This is a genomic window from Nonomuraea ferruginea (genome assembly GCF_039540635.1).
In the GTDB taxonomy this organism is placed as follows: Bacteria; Actinomycetota; Actinomycetes; order Streptosporangiales; family Streptosporangiaceae; genus Nonomuraea; species Nonomuraea ferruginea.
Map to the genome: position 1 here is coordinate 97,528 of NZ_BAABFD010000022.1, position 15,139 is coordinate 112,666.

Sequence of the window (15,139 nt, forward strand, 5' to 3'; positions counted from 1 at the left end):
CCGGGCGTGTTCGGCCTCGTCAACGGCCTGGCCGCGCAGGGGCGTCTGTCCGACGCGGAAGAGCGGTTCAGGCGCGAGAACAACGCCTGGTACGAGGCGAACTTCACCAATCCTGTGACCGTGGACCCCACGGTCTACGACCGGAGCATCAACCCCAGGGCAGCGGCCTGGTTCAAGCTGTCAGCCGGTCATCTCATGCAGAGGATGTCCGGATACCTGTCGATCCTCGCCGCCCATGACGTGGAGTGCATGCGCCTCGAATCAACGGACCCCGGCAGGATCATCTACGAGGACAACGAACAGGTAGTCGTCGTTCCTCACGTGACCGGGTAGGCGTCCTCAAGTTCGTGCCGGTCAGCGGGAAGCAGCACCTCAACCACGACCAGTGGCCGGCTGGAAGCGTCCCGGACTGCCCCGAACACGGCCAGGAGCGGCACGTTCTTCGGCATGCCGAGTTGCTTGGCCTCCTGGGCGGTGGGCATGCGCGCGGTGATCTGCTCCACGATGTGATCGAAGCGCACCCCCTTGCGCGACGTCAGATGCTCCCGGATGCCCTCCCGCAACGGCTCACCACTGGTCAGGTCAGTGCCCTCCGACAGTTCCAAGGGCAACCACAGCGACACCAGCTCAGTCGGCTCACCGTCACGGACCACCAGGCGCCGACGCAGGAACGCCCTGCTCTTGGGCTGCATCTCCAGCAGCGACGCCACCCGGTTGGACGGTGCCACCGCACCCGCCTCCACCAGCTCGCCGGGAGTATCGGTCTCCGGGTTGGCCAGGTACGCCTGTCCGGGCCGGTTGGACTCCATCGACGCCATCGCGGGACGGCCACGTACGAAACGGCCTTTTCCCTGCTGGGAGTCGATCCAGCCCTGCTCACGCAGCACTCGCAGCGCGGCGACCACGGTAGGCCGGGACACACTGAACTCTTTGATGAGTTGGTGTTCACTGGGCAGGAGGGAGCCCGGTGGGTACGTTCCCGACTCGATACGCCGCTGAAGGGCCTGCACAAGCTGCGCATACTTCGGCGGTACGGACTCAAGCGACATTTTGACCGTCCAACACCCGACAGGTTGTTTTACCAAGTTTGAGCGTAACCTGGATCAGCCCGCTCCGTCCAAGCATTCCGCTGACGTGCGGGAAAAGGCCCGGCAGGCAGTCGCGGAGGAACGGGGGCGACCCTCCATGGGCATGGACTCGACCACCTGCCGGGCGATGAGACGCGACGAGGCTGGGAAGGACCGCCCCGTACCCCTCCGAACGGGGACTGACGCCACCTCGCCGCGCCGGCCTCTTACTTGGCGGCGCACTCCGCCAAGACGCTTGCCGCCCCCTCCACATCGCCGACCGGATGCCGCCTCTCGGCGCTCTGCCAGGAGAAGTACGCACCGCCGTACCCGACGAACACCCACACCGGCAGCCCCGGCTCGGGTCGGCGCACGATGAGCGCACTGTTGTCCGGCAGCAACTCGGCCTCGACGCCGAGGCTCGTGAGTCGCTCGCGCAACTGGGCCAGGGCGCGCCCGTCCCTCTGCTGCCCGAGCCCGTTCGTGGCCGCCAGCATGATCGGATTCATCTCTCGTTCCTTTCGGCCTGGCCTTCGCCGAGGCAGTCGAGACACTTGCGCTCCTCGATCTCTTCCGCCCCCTCTCCACCAGTGCCGATCAGGAGGGCGCGGCACGAGCCTTTGAGCTTGTAACCGCGTCCCCGGCACGCCGGGCAGGGGCCTGTCTCGCAGTTCTTCTCTGGCCGGGTCACCGTCGCCATCTCCTCGCGAGTCGTTTCCGGTACTCCCTACGGCGGAAGTCCGCTGCACTTACCTTGTTGATTGATGGCAAGTCCACCGGCAATGCAGAATGAGGGGACCTCCTTTCCAGGTCCCCCAGTAGCCCCCTTTAGCCGCTCCCATTCGAAAGAAGGCCGGATATGCCCAGAACGGGGATGAATGTTCGCCTTCACGAGTGGCGCCAGAAGGCCCGTTTGACGCGGGCCGAAATGGTAAAAATGATCAATCTCAGCAAAAGCGGGATCAAATACAAGCTGACTTGCGATGAGGAACGCCTACGCCGCTGGGAGGCGGGCGAGGTCGCATGGCCGCGAGAGCCGTACCGACTGGCGTTGACCGAGGTCACCCACCTTGACCCGGAGGACCTGGGGTTCGCCCCCGTCAAGCGAGGTCCCGCCAAGGCGGAAAACGAGCAATTGCCACATAGCTCATCTTTGGCGAGTATTGGCACCGACCTCGCAGCGCTGCGGGACAAAGGAGACTTCGAGCGGCAGTTGTCAGCACCTGCTGACGAGGGGACACTTGTCGTGCCGGGGCGTGCTCCCGATGGGAGGATCATCTTCTTGTCTGTATCCCGCCGCACATTCCTTCAGGGCCTGGGCGTCGGCCTCGCGGGAATCATGCCGTCAGAGAACACGTCGCTTCCCGTTTCACCAGCGCGACGACTTGCCACGGGCACAGGTGATCTCAGCCCCGTCGAGCACTTGCAGCAGGTACGCAAAGTCCTGATCGACAATGACAATCTGCTCGGCCCCCTGAACACGATCCCCGCCGTCCAGCAGCAGATCACCGCCATACATCAACTCCGCCAGGCGGCGCGAGGCACCGACCGGCACCAGCTGCTCAGACTGCAGGCCGAATACTGCGAATTCTGCGGATGGCTTCACCACGACGCGGGCGACTTCCACGCCGCCCAGTACTGGGCAGACCGCGCGCTGGAACTGTCACATGCCATCGCCGATCGAGACATGACCACGTTCATCCTGGCGCGCAAAAGTCAGCTCGCCGGCGACATGGGAGACGCGGTCACCGCCATCGACCTGGCCGAGGCCGCAAGCACCCTCGCCCGCCCAGGCAGCAAACTCGAAGCACTCGCCCCCACCTACGGCGGATTCGGGCACGCCCTGCGCAACGACGGCAACACCGCCAGGCGCGAACTCGACCGCGCCCACGAACTCCTCCTCAACGTCACCGACGACCCCAACTCCCCATGGGGCGTATGGCTGGATGAGCCCTACCTACAAGCCCAGCGCGCACGGAGCAACGCCGAACTCGGCAGGTTCAGCGAAGCCGTCGAAGGCTTCCAGTACGCGACAGCCGCCGTCCCGCCATCCTTCCGCCGTGATCTCGGCGTCTACCTGTCACGGGAATCGATCGCCCACGCGGGAGCGGGAGAGCCCGAACAAGCCGCCAACGTCGCCATGTCCGCGCTGTGCATCGCCGAGGACACCGGATCAGCCCGCATCATCAACGAGCTCCTCAAGCTGGACCAGCAGCTCCAGCCCTGGCGCAGCGCACCCCTCGTTGCCGAACTGCACACCGCGCTGAGAGGTACGGTGTTGCGGCAAGCATGATCACGGTTCCCTGGAAGGTCTCATGCGACGCCCCTACGTCCTGCTGAGCTGCGCGATGTCCGTTGACGGCTACATCGACGACACCACGCCGGAACGGCTCCTGCTCTCCAACGCCCCCGACTTCGACCGCGTCGACCAGGTCAGAGCCGACAGCGACGCCATCCTCATCGGCGCCACCACGATGCGCCGCGACAACCCCCGCCTCCTGGTCAACTCCGAAACCCGGCGAGCCCAACGAGCCGCCCAAGGCCTGCCCCTGTACCCGCTCAAGGTCACCGTCACCAACAGCGGAGACCTCGACCCGGACCTTAAGTTCTGGCACCACGGCGGCGAAAAGATCGTCTACTGCCCCGACTCGGTCGTCTCCAAGCTCCGCGAGTCACTGCGCGACCTGGCCACCATCGTCGGCCTCGGCCCCACTATGGACCTCGCACAGATGCTGGACGATCTCGGCCGACGCGGCATCGGACGCCTCATGGTCGAAGGCGGCGCCACCATCCACACCCAGTTCCTCACCCAGGGACTCGCCGACGAGATCCACCTCGCCATCGCGCCCATCTTCGTCGGCGACGCAGGCGCCCCCCGCTTCGTCAACCCCGGCGACTTCCCCGGAGGCACCGGCCACCGCATGACCCTCGCCGAAACCCGCACCGTGGACGACGTCGTACTGCTGCGGTACCTCCCCAAACGGGCATCGGGTAGTACCACCTCATGACCGCCACCCCAGACGACCGCCGATGGCTGCTCACCGCCATCGATCTCTCCCGCCTCTGCCCACCCTCGGACACGGCTTTCTCCGTCGGCGCGGTGATCGTGGACGAGTACGGCAACGAACTCAGCCGCGGCTACTCCCGCGAAACCGACGAGCACGTACACGCTGAAGAGGCCGCCCTGGCCAAACTCCCCGCTGGCGACCCCCGCCTCAATAAGGCCACCCTCTACAGCACCCTGGAGCCCTGCAACAAACGACGCTCACGCCCCAGAACCTGCACTCAACTCATCCTTCAAGCAGGCATCCCCCGCGTGGTGATCGCCTGGACAGAACCCCCCACCTTCGTCACCGACGCCAACGGCACAGAAACCCTCACCGCCCACGGCGTCACCGTGATCACACTCCCCGAACTCGCCGAAGCGGCCCGATCAGTCAACACGCACTTGATCGACCCACCCTCAGCCTGAAAGGCCCAGCCAGCGGCTGACACGACGTGTTGCCGAAGCGGTATTGGGTGCCTGGAGAACTTGCCGAGTTGTTCTTTTAGGGATCAAGCGGCGGCGCGGCGCGCCGCCGTACCCCCGGCCCTCCGCCCGCCCGCCGTCCGGGCGTGCGGCCTGGGGGCCGGTCCCGGACGGCGGCGGGACACCGGGCCGGCCACCGCACGCCAGCACCGCCGTACTGACCCGAACGCTCCGACCGGGGTTGCCGCGCCGCCGCACAGATGCAGCCCTACGATCGCCACTGCATGGCTGGACGCCGTACGTGCTTGGGGGCGATCGACGATCCAGGGTTCGTTCCTCACCCTGGCTCACCGAGCAACGTGGCTGATCGCGGTTCGGCGGCGGACGGCGCGCGGATGCGCAAAGATCCTTGAGCGTGGCTCATGGCGGTGTCAGCTGAGAGGAAACGTCCGTGATCGACTCTACTTACAGCAAGTGGTTTCGCCTGCACACTCAGCTGGTCGTCGACTTGACGTGGTGTTCTGCCACCAAGATTGACGACGTCCTGGCTGCGTATGGCATCTCACCCGAGAGCACTCAGCCAGCGCGCTTCCTCGCAGACGACGTCGACATGCTCATCGGGCGCCTCGGCAATGGCACCGTCATCATGGACTACCGCGTCGATTCTGTCACCGAGGGTGCTCTTCCCATTCTGGCGCAGTATGGCCCCTGCCTGAGCGCTGTATGGATCGATGAAGCCCCAGCCTTGGTCTCTTATCGGACGGAAAGTGGCCTGGTGGTCAAGTTCGACATGCTGGACTGGAGCTGGTATCCAGTTCCTGATCTCGCCAGCGTCGAGCAATGGATCGCCGCAAGCCCAGCGGGTCGGGAGACCTGGGAGAACAGTTGCGGTCTCGCCACGCTCATCACCGCCGAAGCGCTATGCCAGGCTGTGGTCGACGACGAATGGATGCGATCCGTACACACTGGCGTCACCTCACCGGATCCACTGGTGCAGGAGATGCCGTCAGCCCCACGCTCTCTCAGCTCGATCATCGAAAAATACGGTGACCGCGCACCATAGAACAGAGGTCCGGCAGAACAGACCCCGTGACCGCACACGTGATCGCCGTGCCATTAAGGGTGATCAACAGAGGTCAGTCACGGTCACTGGCGGACTGCCGTCGCCCAGGGCGAGGCCGTGGTAATCGAAGATCAGACCGGTTGGCAAGCAGGTGATCCACCGAGGTTTCTGGGAGCCACTTTGGGAGCCACCCAAGTGGACGATCACGAACTGCAGCGGACAGAGGCGAACGGTGAGGATGCCGCCAGACGAGGTGGCGGACGTCTGCGAACGCCAGTGAAGATCCTTTGGGGACCTTGTAAACAGAAGGTTTGGGGTTCGATTCCCCACGTCGGCTCTTCGCGACGAAGCCCCTGAACTGCTGTTTCCGGTCCAGGGGCTTCGTGTTTGTCAGAACAATTTTCGCGATCTTGCTAACAGGAGACTCCGTGACCCTGGAAGAGCATTCCGGTACGTGGACCTACGATCCCCAGGCGGAGGCCGCGTACATCTACCTGCGGGGTACGATCGCGCCCGGTGGCGTGGCGCGGACGGTCACGGTGGACAGTCCCATGGTGAACTTCGACCTGGACGAGAGCGGCCGGGTGATCGGTATCGAGATCCTGGCCGCGTGGCCAGGAGAATAGGAAAAGGGCCGTACCGAGCTGGGAGGCTGCTCGACAGTGCCACTACCAGCGCAAATCCAGCCCTATGATCGCGAACTGTCGCCGGAGTATTAGGGTGGTCCCCGACCTAACGGGGGTTGCAGAGGACCACGGAAACGACGGGAGTCGCAGTGCAGCGCGTCAGCCGACGGGTCAGTACCATCGCCGGGGCGGGCGTTCTCGCTTTGCTCCTGACCGGCTGCGGAGGCTCCGATACCAGCAAGAACGTCAGCGGTGACAAGCCGGAGGCGGACCAGCAGGCCGCGTCCACGGCTACGCCGCTGACACTCGACACCGCACCGCGGCGAGCGCACTACACCGACCGCGGCAAGAAGGCGCACGAGCTGACGCTCCACCCGACCCTGCTCGAGCTCGGCTCGGCCGAAGACCTCAAGGACGTGCGGCTCGACGACGACGTACGTGGGATGGTGCCGCACTACCTCACCGTGTCGATCACCAACACCGGATCTGGTGAGGTCCAGAGCGCTCAGGTGGTCAACAACTTCCGTCTGGCGCTCGCGGACGGCACCGCCGGCGAGCGCGTCTCGTTCTTCAGCAGCAACCCCCTGGCCTCGCCCGGCAGCGGCCCGCTGGAGACGTGCAACGGCACGAAGGCTCCGAGTGCCTTGACAGCAGGCCAGGCGGCGACCGAGTGCCGGGTCGTGATGCTTCCCAAGGGCACCCAGCCCGCCACCGTCTCCTACAGCGACGAGTCCGGCATCCAGATGTGGAAGGTCGAGGGCGGCGACACCGGCAGCAGCGTGCTGCCCTCGGACAAGCCGGCCGAGGTGACGTGGAAGGACGCGCGAGACAAGGAGGTGCCGCTGACCGTCACGCCGAAGAGCGTGCGCAAGGCCGGCCCCGACGCGCTCGCCGATTACAACCTGAACGCCAGGCAGAAGGCCGCCACGGCGTACTTCGTCACGCTCCAGCACCGCAACAACGGCACCTCCAAGCTGTACCCGAGCATGGACAGGGCGGTCTTCCTGCGCACCGCGAGCGGCCAGACCCTGCGCCCGCTCACCCTCATCGCGATCGGCAGCAACGGCCCCAAGGGCTGCGAATCATCCGTGCCTTACGGCATGGTTCAGCCCGGCAAGAGTGTCCGGCAGTGCGGCGTCTACCTCGTCAGCAAGGGCGACAAGCCCGTCGCCGTCACCTTCTCCTCCACCGCCGACGGAGCCGAGCCCGTGGCCTGGAAGGCCTCCTGACGTCGACGATCCGTGCTTCGTTCCTCAGCCGTAGGTCAACGCCTCTTTGAGCCAAGATCCCTGCAACTCCCAAGCTGACGGCCCACTTCTTAGGCGATCATGGGACTGTGAGAGTACGACTAGGAGAGTTCCGTTGGGTAGATCTTGAGGCGGGGCGGAGGCCCCGTCGGCCCTCACAGAGCAACTCCGTCATCGCCCCTTTCTCATCGGTCGGCACTGGCTCTTCGTTGCCGAACTTCATCCCGACAAGGTGACCGAGTGGCTGAGCGATCGCACTGCCGCACTGGAGGCCCCTACATGGGGTGAGCTGGCAGAGAAGATCGCCCGGATCGGAGAGTGGGAGTACGAGAATTACACCGGCTGAGGAGTGGCGTTCCAGCTCAGTCTTGGGAGCCACCGGGGTCGCGTGTGCCGCTCCCGGCCCACGCGTCCTCCGAGTGGTGGGCGACTCAGGTGTTCAGTGACGCGGTGATCGCCATCGTGGTATAGGCCATGGTGAAGCTGCCACCGATCGCGTCGATGGCGGTCCCGACGCCCTCCAGCACCTCGGCCAGCTTGTCTGGCGGGAGTCGGGTGAGCGCGCCGGTGGTGGGCAGCAGGTCGAGCCAATCGTCGCGGCTGTAGTACTGCTCCCAGTCGAATCGCCACTGCTCCGGCTCGCCGAACCCGGCCGTCTTGCGGATGCAGTCGGCGAACGTGGCGAACATCGCCTGGTAGATGTCCTGGGCCGGCCTCGGCGATCCGGCGCTGAGCGGCGAGTCGGGCGCCACCTTCTCGAAGACGGTGGCGAACGCCTCCGCGACGAAGGGCGGCGGGTCGTACGCGTGCGCGAACACCGCCAGCAGGCCGCCGGGACGCAGCACCTGCGCCGCCTTGGCCGGGCCCGCGACGGGGTCCACCCAGTGCCAGGACTGCCCGGCGACCACCGCGTCGAAGGTGCGACCGGCGGCGTCCCAGTCCTCGAACGTCGCCGTCTCGACCTCGACCCCGGTGCGGCGGGCGAACTCGGCCATCCGGACGTCCGGCTCGACACCCAGCACCTTGCACCCGGCCGCCAGGAACTGGCGGGCTTCTATGCCGGTGCCGCAGCCGACGTCGACGATGTCGGGGCCAGGGCTGGCGGTGATGATTCGCTGCACCAGGGCGTCGGGATAGTCGGGCCGGGCCCGGTCGTAGCGTTCGGTGTCGACCCCGAACGACTCCGCCATCTGCCTGGCCTTATGGGGCTCGTTCCGCGGAGGTTCTGGTTGCTCCTGCGCTAGAGTGGGCATGTGCCCACGATAGTGGGCGCATGCCCACTCATCAACCCGCGCACGGTTCGCGGTGAGCGAAGGGCGGGCGGAGGCGGGTAAGAAGGAGGAACGGGCGATGCCGACTGGAGTGGCCCTCCGGGATGTGCGGCAGCAGTTGTTCGACGCCGCCGAACGCGTCCTGCTCCGGGACGGGGCGAACGACCTGACCAGCCGGGCGGTCACGGCGGAGGCGGGCGTCGCCAAGGGCGTCCTGCACCGGCACTTCGAGGACTTCGACGCCTTCCTCGCCGAACTCGTGCGGGACCGCATCGCCCGGCTCGAGAGCCAGGCCGAGGCCCTTCGCGGCTCCGCCGGGACCGGCGACGTCGCCGGCAACCTGACCGGGGCGCTTGTCGACCTGTTCGACTCGGTCGCCGTGGCGATCGTCGCTCTCGTCATCTTCCGGGACGAGTTGCGTGCCCGGCTGCGTCAGGCCCGTTCGGCTCCCGGTGTTCCGGTCTTGACGGATGCTGCAGCCATGATCGCCGCCTACCTGAACGAGGAGTGCGAACTGGGCCGCATCGCGGCGGACGCCGATGTGGAGGCGCTGGCGCTTTCCCTGATCGGGGCCGGGCACATGTTGTTCGCCGGCAGGGAGGGGGTCCCGCCGGAGCCTGAGGAAGTCGGCAAGGTCGTGAACGCCGTCATCGCCGATGTCGTGCAAAGACGACTGCTATGAGCTGATGTCCTGCGAAGACGGACTTCACGTTGGCTCCGGTGTTAGATCCTCCGATCAGGGCCTGGCCGCGTTGCCAGGACCGTGGCGGTGGCCAGGGCGGTGAGCGCTGCCAGGAGGGCGGCGGCGGTCAGGGTCAGGGCGTCGGGGTGGATCAGGGGCTGGGCGCGTAGGGCCTGCCAGGTGACCAGGGCGATCAGGCCGGTGTAGCTCGTGGCGAGCACGGCGATCAGGCGGGTGCGGGTCCGGTCGTCGCGTAAGCGGGGATAGCGAGCCGCCAGTGCCGCCAGGAGCAGAGCGGCGATCAGCATGACCTGCAGGCCGTGCATGCCGACGAAATGAGGGACCCGCAGGTCGCCGCCGGTGGTGCTCCACTGCGTCAGGGGGAGGCCGGGGCCGCCGTCGGGGACGCCCACGCTGTGACCGCTGCTCAGGGATACTCGCTGGCCGCTGGTGGTCAGGGCGGTCTCCGCCTTGCCCTGGATGGGGATGAGGAAGCCCAGGGCCATGCCGGCGACGGCCAGGGCCAGGCCTGTGTGGATCGCCCGGCTCATGGCGCGGTCGGCGTGGACGCGCTGGAAGGCCAGGATGATCGCGAGCGCGAGGTTGGCCAGCATGATGAGGAGCACGGCATTGCCGAAGACGACCAGCATGATCTTCTCGGCCGGTGCGGTGGACTTGTGGAAGTGGCTGAAGGTACCGCGGGCGGCCTGGACGGCGACGATGACGGTGTCGACGAACCCGGTGACGGCGAAGACGGTGGCCAGGCCGGAGGTCCACTTCCTGCCCCGGTGAGGCAGGGACAGCATCCAGGCCAGGGTGGTTCCGTAGACGGCCATCGACACGGCGAACTTGAACGGCTTGAGCCAGACGGGGGCGCCGAGAAGCACCCGGTCGTCGAGCACGAGCCCGATCGTCGAGACGACCAGCAGAAGCAGCATCGAGGCGACCATCAGCATCAGCGGTCGATGCCACTGCATCACCCGGCGAAGCGGCGTACCAAGGACCGTGGACACGGAACCTCCTGGGGGGCGACGGATTCATGGCCAGAGTCCCGGTCGCCGGCCGCGGCCGCATTGCCGCGCACCCCCGTCTTGCGGTAGGGCCGGCCCTACCGCCTGGCGGTGAGGTTCGCCGTGATGAGCAGGCCGGCGGGGACGGCCGTGAGCAGGAAACCGCTCGGTCCGATCAGGGTGACGGCCAGGGCTCCCCAGGCGAGGCTCGCCCAGCCGACATATCCGGGTACGTGTTGTCCCTGCCGTCCCAACCGTGCCACCAGGAGTCCCAGCAGGGCGAGGACCACGACGAATCCGCCCGGCAGTGCCCAGAAGATCGCCAGGGAGTCGGCGTCGGCGACCCCGTCGCGGAGGTCTCCGGCGAGCCAGCTGGACCAGGGGGCGAGGAGGGCGAAGACGGCGGTGTGCGCCACGGCGATCATGATCATGCTTCGGCCGGCCCAGATGGTGAGCCGGCTGGGGGGTGCGGACAATGCGGGCTGGTAGGTCGCAGGTGTGGTGCTCATGGGTACGAGCTTTCCGGGGACGAGGTCCGGCGCCCTCCCCCGTGCGAGGGAGGCGGCTCCCTCGCCAGTGGGGGAACGGGAAAACCGGTTGGGGCGTGCGGGGCGGGCCTCTAGGGTGGCGCGGTGACAACTCAGGTGATCGTGCTGAACGGTGGCTCCAGTTCGGGCAAGTCCGGGATCGCCCGGTGCTTGCAGGCGGTGCTGCCGGATCCTTGGCTCGCTTTCTCGGTGGACGACCTGGTCGACGCGATGCCCGCGGCCATGCGGGCGTCGGAGGAGGGGATCGAGTTCGCTCCCGACGGCCAGGTGATCGTGGGGCCGGAGTTCCGGGCGCTGGACGAGGCGTGGACCGCGGGGATCGCGGCGATGGCCCGCGCGGGTGCCCGGATCGTCGTGGATGACGTGTTCCTCGGCGGGGCGGGGTCCCAGCAGCGGTGGGAGAAGGCTCTCGCCGGGCTGGACGTGCTGTGGGTCGGTGTGCGGTGCGACAGCGAGGTCGCCGCGGGGCGCGAGATCGCCCGGGGTGACCGGACCGAGGGGATGGCCGCGTTGCAGGCTGAGGTGGTTCACGAGGGCGTGGTCTACGACCTGGTGGTGGACACCACGCATAGCGAGTCGTTGGAGTGCGCGCGGCAGATCGCCGGGCGGGTGCGCCAGTAAGAGCGACGTTGTACGGTGCGGTTGGAGGTGGGGAGCCCATGGCGGACGAGCAGATCAGGACGATCGGCGGATGCCACATGTGCAAGCGCACCTTCAGCTTCGTTCCCGCGCAGGTCATGACGGTCATGATGGATCCCGAGACCCGCCTGCCGCTGGGCATGACGGTGTCAGGCGCCTTCCGTGAGCCGACGCCGGAGGCGACCGCGAGAGCGGTCGAGGCGTACGTCTGCCCCGACTGCGTCGACAAGGTGAAGCAGCTGAAGGAGTTCATGGACAGGCCCGCCCCTCCCTTCGGCACCTGGCAGAGGGGCAATCCCTGATCACACCAGGGTGATGCGCTGGTCGGCGGAGTCGGTGTAGGCGCCGTAGAGGATGAACGCGGTGGGGGGGCGCTTGCCGCCGAACTCCTTGCCGATCGACAGGGCCATGCCGGTGGAGACGTTGACCAGGCGGGGCACGCCGTCGCTGAAGGTGGGTCTGTTCCAGCGCTGGGCCGGGGCGGCCGAGCAGGGGGTGAGCTGGACGGTACGGATGCCGCCGCCGTTGAAGGAGACCGTGTCGTACTTGGCGCCGGCTGTCAGGCATCGCCCGGTCACGGCGTTGACGAGCTGGAACCGGGACGCGTCGCCCTTGACCCGCCAGGCTGTCCCCGGGTCGGTGCAGCTCAGTGCCGCGACCTGGGTCCCTTTCGTGCCGACGCACCGGCCCGCGTAGCTGATCCGGGTGCCGGCGACCGCTGCCGGGGTGGGCTTACGGGTCTTCGAAGGTGAAGGCGAAGGTGAAGGCGAAAGCGAGGACGAAGGCGAGGGCGAGCGCGAAGGCGAAGGGGAGCCGGAGGGCGAGGCAGAGGGGGAGCCGGAGGGCGAGCGCGTGGGAGTGGGAGTGGAGGAGGTGGGCGGGGCGGCCGCGGGCGGGGGTGCGGGCTCCGGTGGCAGGGTGAAGACGATCGCGGCGGTGATCACGGTCGCCGCCGTCGCCGGGATCGCCCACCCCAGCATCCCCATGGAGGTGCTCTTCGAGGCGGCGGCCTTGCCCAGCCCTTCCACGGCGAACGGCAGCAGCGCGATGGGCAGCGCGGCCCGCAGCGTGGCGTTGAGGTCGAGCAACCGGCTGTGGGCACGCGCGCAGCTCGGGCAGGAGTCGAGGTGCGCGCGCAGGGCCCGGGGGAGGCGGCCGCTCTTCTTGCGTACGGCCGCCGCCAGCGGGTCGGCGTACTTGCGGCAGTCGCCCGAGGCACCCGCGACGTGGGCGGCCAGGTACGCCTTGCGCAGGCCCTCGCGGGCGCGGAAGGCGAGCACGCCCACGTTGCCGGGGGTGGTGCCGAGGATCTCCGCGACCTGCTCGGGCCGCTCGTCCTCGATCACGGTGTGCCACAGCACGGTCTGCCAGCGCGGCGGCAGCGACCGGTACGCGCGGGTGACGAGATCGTCGGGCGGCTCGGGCTCGGCCACGGTCAGCTCGTCGTCCCGGAACTCGGGGGTGAGGACGCGCCGCTGATCGGTGCGCGCCCATTCGGCCGCGGTGTTGCGGGCGACCGCGTACAGGTAGGGACGCCACGCGCCGGACGGGCCGGCCTCGCCGCCGCGGACGGTCCGCAGAGTGCGGGTGAACGCCTCGCTGGCCAGGTCCTCGGCGATGTGCGGGTCCTGGCAGAGGCGGCGGGCGAAGGCGAGGACGGCGGCGTGGTGCCGCTCGTACAGCTCGGCCACGGCACGGCTGTCTCCGGCCCTGACCAACTTGGTCAGGGCCGCGTCCTCGCGCTGCGAATCTTCCACTTACCTGATCGTGAACGTGAGCGACCTGCTCGGGTGCGCGGTCTTGGCGTGCACGCGGGTGTGCCCGGCGCCGACGAGCCGGGTGGCCCTGGTGGCGGCGATCTTCAGGGTAACGGTCCCGTTCTGCTGGGTTTCAACCACCCACTGCTGCCTCGTGCTCGTCTTGCCGCACCTGGTCAGGACGACCGAGCGCAGGCCCCTGCGGGCCGAGCCGAGGGTCAGGCAACGGCCCTGGCTACGGATCTGCACGGCCTCGCCGGTGGTCGGTACCAGCCGCCAGTTCGCCGCCCGGCACGAGCCCAGGCGCACGTTCGTACGGAAGGAGGTCAGGCAGCGACCCGACGCGCTCTCGATGCGGATGTTGCGCGACACCGGCAGCGACGTCCGCGTCGGGTGAGGGGTGGGGTTCGCGGTCGCGCTCTTGGTCGGGGTCGCGGTCGGGGCCGGGGCAGCCGTCTTGGTCGGGGCCGGGGCGGGCGAGGAGCCGGTGCGCAGGTACTCGGCCACCATCGGGGTGCCGCCGCCGCGGACCACCTTCGCTCCGGCGCCGTCCTTCACGCCCTGGACGGTGAGCTTCGCGCCGGACTTCCCGCCGGAGCGGTTGAAGAAGTTGGTCTTGTCCTGGTCGGCGTCCGGGATCCACTGCTGCGACTTCTGCTTCGCCACGCACGGCGCGGTGATCACCGGGACGGCGTCCTTGTCCTTGGCGGTGAGCTGCAGGCAGCGGTCGGTTCCGGCGTTGCGGATCGTCAGGTAGCCCTGGGTGTCGATGCTGCGCCGCCAGACCTGCTTGTCACTGTTCGAGCACTCCGCCTGCGTCACCTGCTGGGCGCCGCCGTCGAGGCACAGCCCACTCTCCACCACGCGCATCCGGAAGTCCGCCGCCGGGGTCGGCTGGTCCTTGATCAGGTACGGGCTGAACGCGACGTTCCTGTTCTCGGCCAGCGGCTCCCCGGCCGGCTGCGAGGCCCTGGTGGGCTCGAAGTAGCGGAACTTGTCCGTACGGCACGAGTCGAGGTGGTAGTTGGACGCGGTGTCGGCGGTGCACTCGGGCCTGCTGCCCATGTTGCGGCAGACCGGGTCGTCGCCGTTGCCTTCTGACGTACCGTCCACGTTGCAGTGGCCGAGCCCGAAGCCGTGGATCATCTCGTGGGTGAACCCGGCCTCGCTCCAGCACCAGCGCGGCAGGATGACGCCGCCGGTGCTGAGCCCGGCGTCCGCGCCGCCGCCGGTGCAGGAGTTGGTGATCTCGTTGTCGCGGACGAAGAACATGAGCTTCACCCGCTTGGTCGCCACAAGCTCACGCACCCGCGCGGGCTGGCCGTCGAGGTTCTCCGAGAACGCCGTGCCCAGCTCGGCCCGGTTTCGGCCCTTCACGAAGGGGATCTGGGCCACGATCGGACGGCAGTCGCCGTCCTGGACGTACCTGATCCGCAGCGACCCCCCGAACCGGCGGGCGCTCGCGTCGAAGGTCTGGTCGGTCTCCCACAGCGTCCGCTCGACCGATGCGAGCTCGGTGGCGTACTGGCTCTGGCCCGGCTGGTGGGCGTAGACCGGAAGCACCCATCCCTTCCCCGCGGCGTCCGTGGTATCACAGGCGAACCCGGGCGTGGCGGCCTTGGGCGCCGCCTGCGTGGTCGCGGACGCGACCGGCGCCGTCCCGACCAGGACGCTCGCGGCCACCGTGGCTATGAGTGACAACGCGAGCGTCAGTCTGTTCCTGCTCATAAGAGCTCCTCTCGTTCACTAGAGAGGAGTGG

General features: G+C 67.9%; 17 protein-coding genes and 1 pseudogene. 11 read left to right on the plus strand and 7 right to left on the minus strand.

Going from position 1 to position 15,139, the window contains the following annotated elements; translation table 11 throughout:
- Positions 1-6: 6 nt before the first annotated feature.
- The gene (locus ABD999_RS35080) at positions 7-333 is read left to right on the plus strand and encodes a hypothetical protein (protein ID WP_271279240.1); all 327 of its coding nucleotides are present in this window, start codon (positions 7-9) and stop codon (positions 331-333) included.
- Here ABD999_RS35080 and ABD999_RS35085 read toward each other — a convergent pair.
- A complete protein-coding gene (locus ABD999_RS35085) occupies positions 318-1,049 on the minus strand; it encodes a GntR family transcriptional regulator (protein ID WP_271279239.1) in 732 nt (243 codons plus the stop codon). The two genes, ABD999_RS35080 and ABD999_RS35085, sit on opposite strands and share 16 nt — an antisense overlap.
- A gap of 245 nt (positions 1,050-1,294) precedes the next feature.
- Positions 1,295-1,576 carry a hypothetical protein gene (locus tag ABD999_RS35090; RefSeq protein ID WP_271279238.1) on the minus strand — a complete coding sequence of 94 codons (282 nt, stop codon included), beginning with the start codon at positions 1,574-1,576 and terminating at the stop codon, positions 1,295-1,297.
- A 428-nt stretch (positions 1,577-2,004) separates the two neighbouring features.
- Here ABD999_RS35090 and ABD999_RS35095 point away from each other — a divergent pair, with 428 nt between their 5' ends.
- From ABD999_RS35095 to ABD999_RS35125, 7 genes and pseudogenes are all read left to right on the plus strand, one after another.
- The gene (locus ABD999_RS35095) at positions 2,005-3,360 is read left to right on the plus strand and encodes an NsdA family TPR-like regulatory protein (protein WP_271279237.1); all 1,356 of its coding nucleotides are present in this window, start codon (positions 2,005-2,007) and stop codon (positions 3,358-3,360) included.
- 22 nt (positions 3,361-3,382) lie between these two features.
- A complete protein-coding gene (locus ABD999_RS35100) occupies positions 3,383-4,075 on the plus strand; it encodes a RibD family protein (RefSeq protein WP_271279236.1) in 693 nt (230 codons plus the stop codon).
- Positions 4,072-4,539: a cytidine/deoxycytidylate deaminase family protein gene (locus tag ABD999_RS35105; RefSeq protein ID WP_271279235.1), complete on the plus strand. Its 468-nt coding sequence runs from the start codon at positions 4,072-4,074 to the stop codon at positions 4,537-4,539. Before ABD999_RS35100 ends, ABD999_RS35105 begins: the two co-directional genes overlap by 4 nt.
- A 448-nt stretch (positions 4,540-4,987) precedes the next feature.
- Positions 4,988-5,599, plus strand: a complete 612-nt coding sequence (locus ABD999_RS35110; RefSeq protein WP_271280414.1) for a hypothetical protein — start codon at positions 4,988-4,990, stop codon at positions 5,597-5,599.
- A 428-nt stretch (positions 5,600-6,027) separates the two neighbouring features.
- On the plus strand, positions 6,028-6,225 hold the full coding sequence (locus ABD999_RS35115; RefSeq protein ID WP_271280415.1) for a DUF2283 domain-containing protein: 198 nt from the start codon (positions 6,028-6,030) through the stop codon (positions 6,223-6,225).
- 149 nt (positions 6,226-6,374) lie between these two features.
- Positions 6,375-7,454, plus strand: coding sequence for a hypothetical protein (locus ABD999_RS35120; RefSeq protein WP_271280416.1), 1,080 nt, complete (start codon positions 6,375-6,377; stop codon positions 7,452-7,454).
- 175 nt (positions 7,455-7,629) lie between these two features.
- A pseudogene (locus ABD999_RS35125) lies at positions 7,630-7,818 on the plus strand (Imm8 family immunity protein); the annotation flags it as partial.
- A gap of 85 nt (positions 7,819-7,903) precedes the next feature.
- Here the strand turns inward: ABD999_RS35125 and ABD999_RS35130 are convergent.
- The gene (locus ABD999_RS35130) at positions 7,904-8,725 is read right to left on the minus strand and encodes a class I SAM-dependent methyltransferase (RefSeq protein WP_271280417.1); all 822 of its coding nucleotides are present in this window, start codon (positions 8,723-8,725) and stop codon (positions 7,904-7,906) included.
- Positions 8,726-8,822: 97 nt separating this feature from the next.
- On the opposite strand from ABD999_RS35130, the gene ABD999_RS35135 reads away from it, so the two are divergent.
- On the plus strand, positions 8,823-9,425 hold the full coding sequence (locus tag ABD999_RS35135; RefSeq protein ID WP_271280419.1) for a TetR/AcrR family transcriptional regulator: 603 nt from the start codon (positions 8,823-8,825) through the stop codon (positions 9,423-9,425).
- A gap of 41 nt (positions 9,426-9,466) precedes the next feature.
- On the opposite strand, the gene ABD999_RS35140 is transcribed toward ABD999_RS35135, so the two are convergent.
- Positions 9,467-10,438: a hypothetical protein gene (locus tag ABD999_RS35140; protein ID WP_345483092.1), complete on the minus strand. Its 972-nt coding sequence runs from the start codon at positions 10,436-10,438 to the stop codon at positions 9,467-9,469.
- A 95-nt stretch (positions 10,439-10,533) separates the two neighbouring features.
- A complete protein-coding gene (locus ABD999_RS35145; protein WP_345483093.1) occupies positions 10,534-10,944 on the minus strand; it encodes a DUF6463 family protein in 411 nt (136 codons plus the stop codon).
- Positions 10,945-11,067: 123 nt separating this feature from the next.
- Between ABD999_RS35145 and cpt the strand changes: the two genes are divergently transcribed.
- Both cpt and ABD999_RS35155 read left to right on the plus strand, forming a co-directional pair.
- Entirely contained in the window at positions 11,068-11,604 is a 537-nt protein-coding gene (gene cpt, locus ABD999_RS35150; RefSeq protein ID WP_271280035.1) for a chloramphenicol phosphotransferase CPT, read from the plus strand.
- Between the two features lie 38 nt (positions 11,605-11,642).
- Positions 11,643-11,924 (plus strand): hypothetical protein, encoded by a 282-nt coding sequence (locus tag ABD999_RS35155; RefSeq protein ID WP_219546179.1) that lies wholly within the window; start codon positions 11,643-11,645, stop codon positions 11,922-11,924.
- Here the strand turns inward: ABD999_RS35155 and ABD999_RS35160 are convergent, their stop codons facing one another.
- Positions 11,925-13,379 carry a sigma-70 family RNA polymerase sigma factor gene (locus ABD999_RS35160; RefSeq protein ID WP_271280036.1) on the minus strand — a complete coding sequence of 485 codons (1,455 nt, stop codon included), beginning with the start codon at positions 13,377-13,379 and terminating at the stop codon, positions 11,925-11,927.
- Positions 13,380-15,107 (minus strand): RICIN domain-containing protein, encoded by a 1,728-nt coding sequence (locus ABD999_RS35165; protein ID WP_271280037.1) that lies wholly within the window; start codon positions 15,105-15,107, stop codon positions 13,380-13,382.
- Positions 15,108-15,139: the final 32 nt, after the last annotated feature.

What these genes read in the sequence shown, in the direction of transcription:
- ABD999_RS35085 (WP_271279239.1), bottom strand. Translation starts at nt 1,049, where the DNA reads ATGTCGCTTGAGTCCGTACCGCCGAAGTATGCGCAGCTTGTGCAGGCC.
- ABD999_RS35090 (WP_271279238.1), bottom strand. Translation starts at nt 1,576, where the DNA reads ATGAATCCGATCATGCTGGCGGCCACGAACGGGCTCGGGCAGCAGAGG.
- ABD999_RS35095 (WP_271279237.1), top strand. Translation starts at nt 2,005, where the DNA reads ATGATCAATCTCAGCAAAAGCGGGATCAAATACAAGCTGACTTGCGAT.
- ABD999_RS35100 (WP_271279236.1), top strand. Translation starts at nt 3,383, where the DNA reads ATGCGACGCCCCTACGTCCTGCTGAGCTGCGCGATGTCCGTTGACGGC.
- ABD999_RS35105 (WP_271279235.1), top strand. Translation starts at nt 4,072, where the DNA reads ATGACCGCCACCCCAGACGACCGCCGATGGCTGCTCACCGCCATCGAT.
- ABD999_RS35130 (WP_271280417.1), bottom strand. Translation starts at nt 8,725, where the DNA reads ATGCCCACTCTAGCGCAGGAGCAACCAGAACCTCCGCGGAACGAGCCC.
- ABD999_RS35135 (WP_271280419.1), top strand. Translation starts at nt 8,823, where the DNA reads ATGCCGACTGGAGTGGCCCTCCGGGATGTGCGGCAGCAGTTGTTCGAC.
- ABD999_RS35145 (WP_345483093.1), bottom strand. Translation starts at nt 10,944, where the DNA reads ATGAGCACCACACCTGCGACCTACCAGCCCGCATTGTCCGCACCCCCC.
- ABD999_RS35155 (WP_219546179.1), top strand. Translation starts at nt 11,643, where the DNA reads ATGGCGGACGAGCAGATCAGGACGATCGGCGGATGCCACATGTGCAAG.
- ABD999_RS35165 (WP_271280037.1), bottom strand. Translation starts at nt 15,107, where the DNA reads ATGAGCAGGAACAGACTGACGCTCGCGTTGTCACTCATAGCCACGGTG.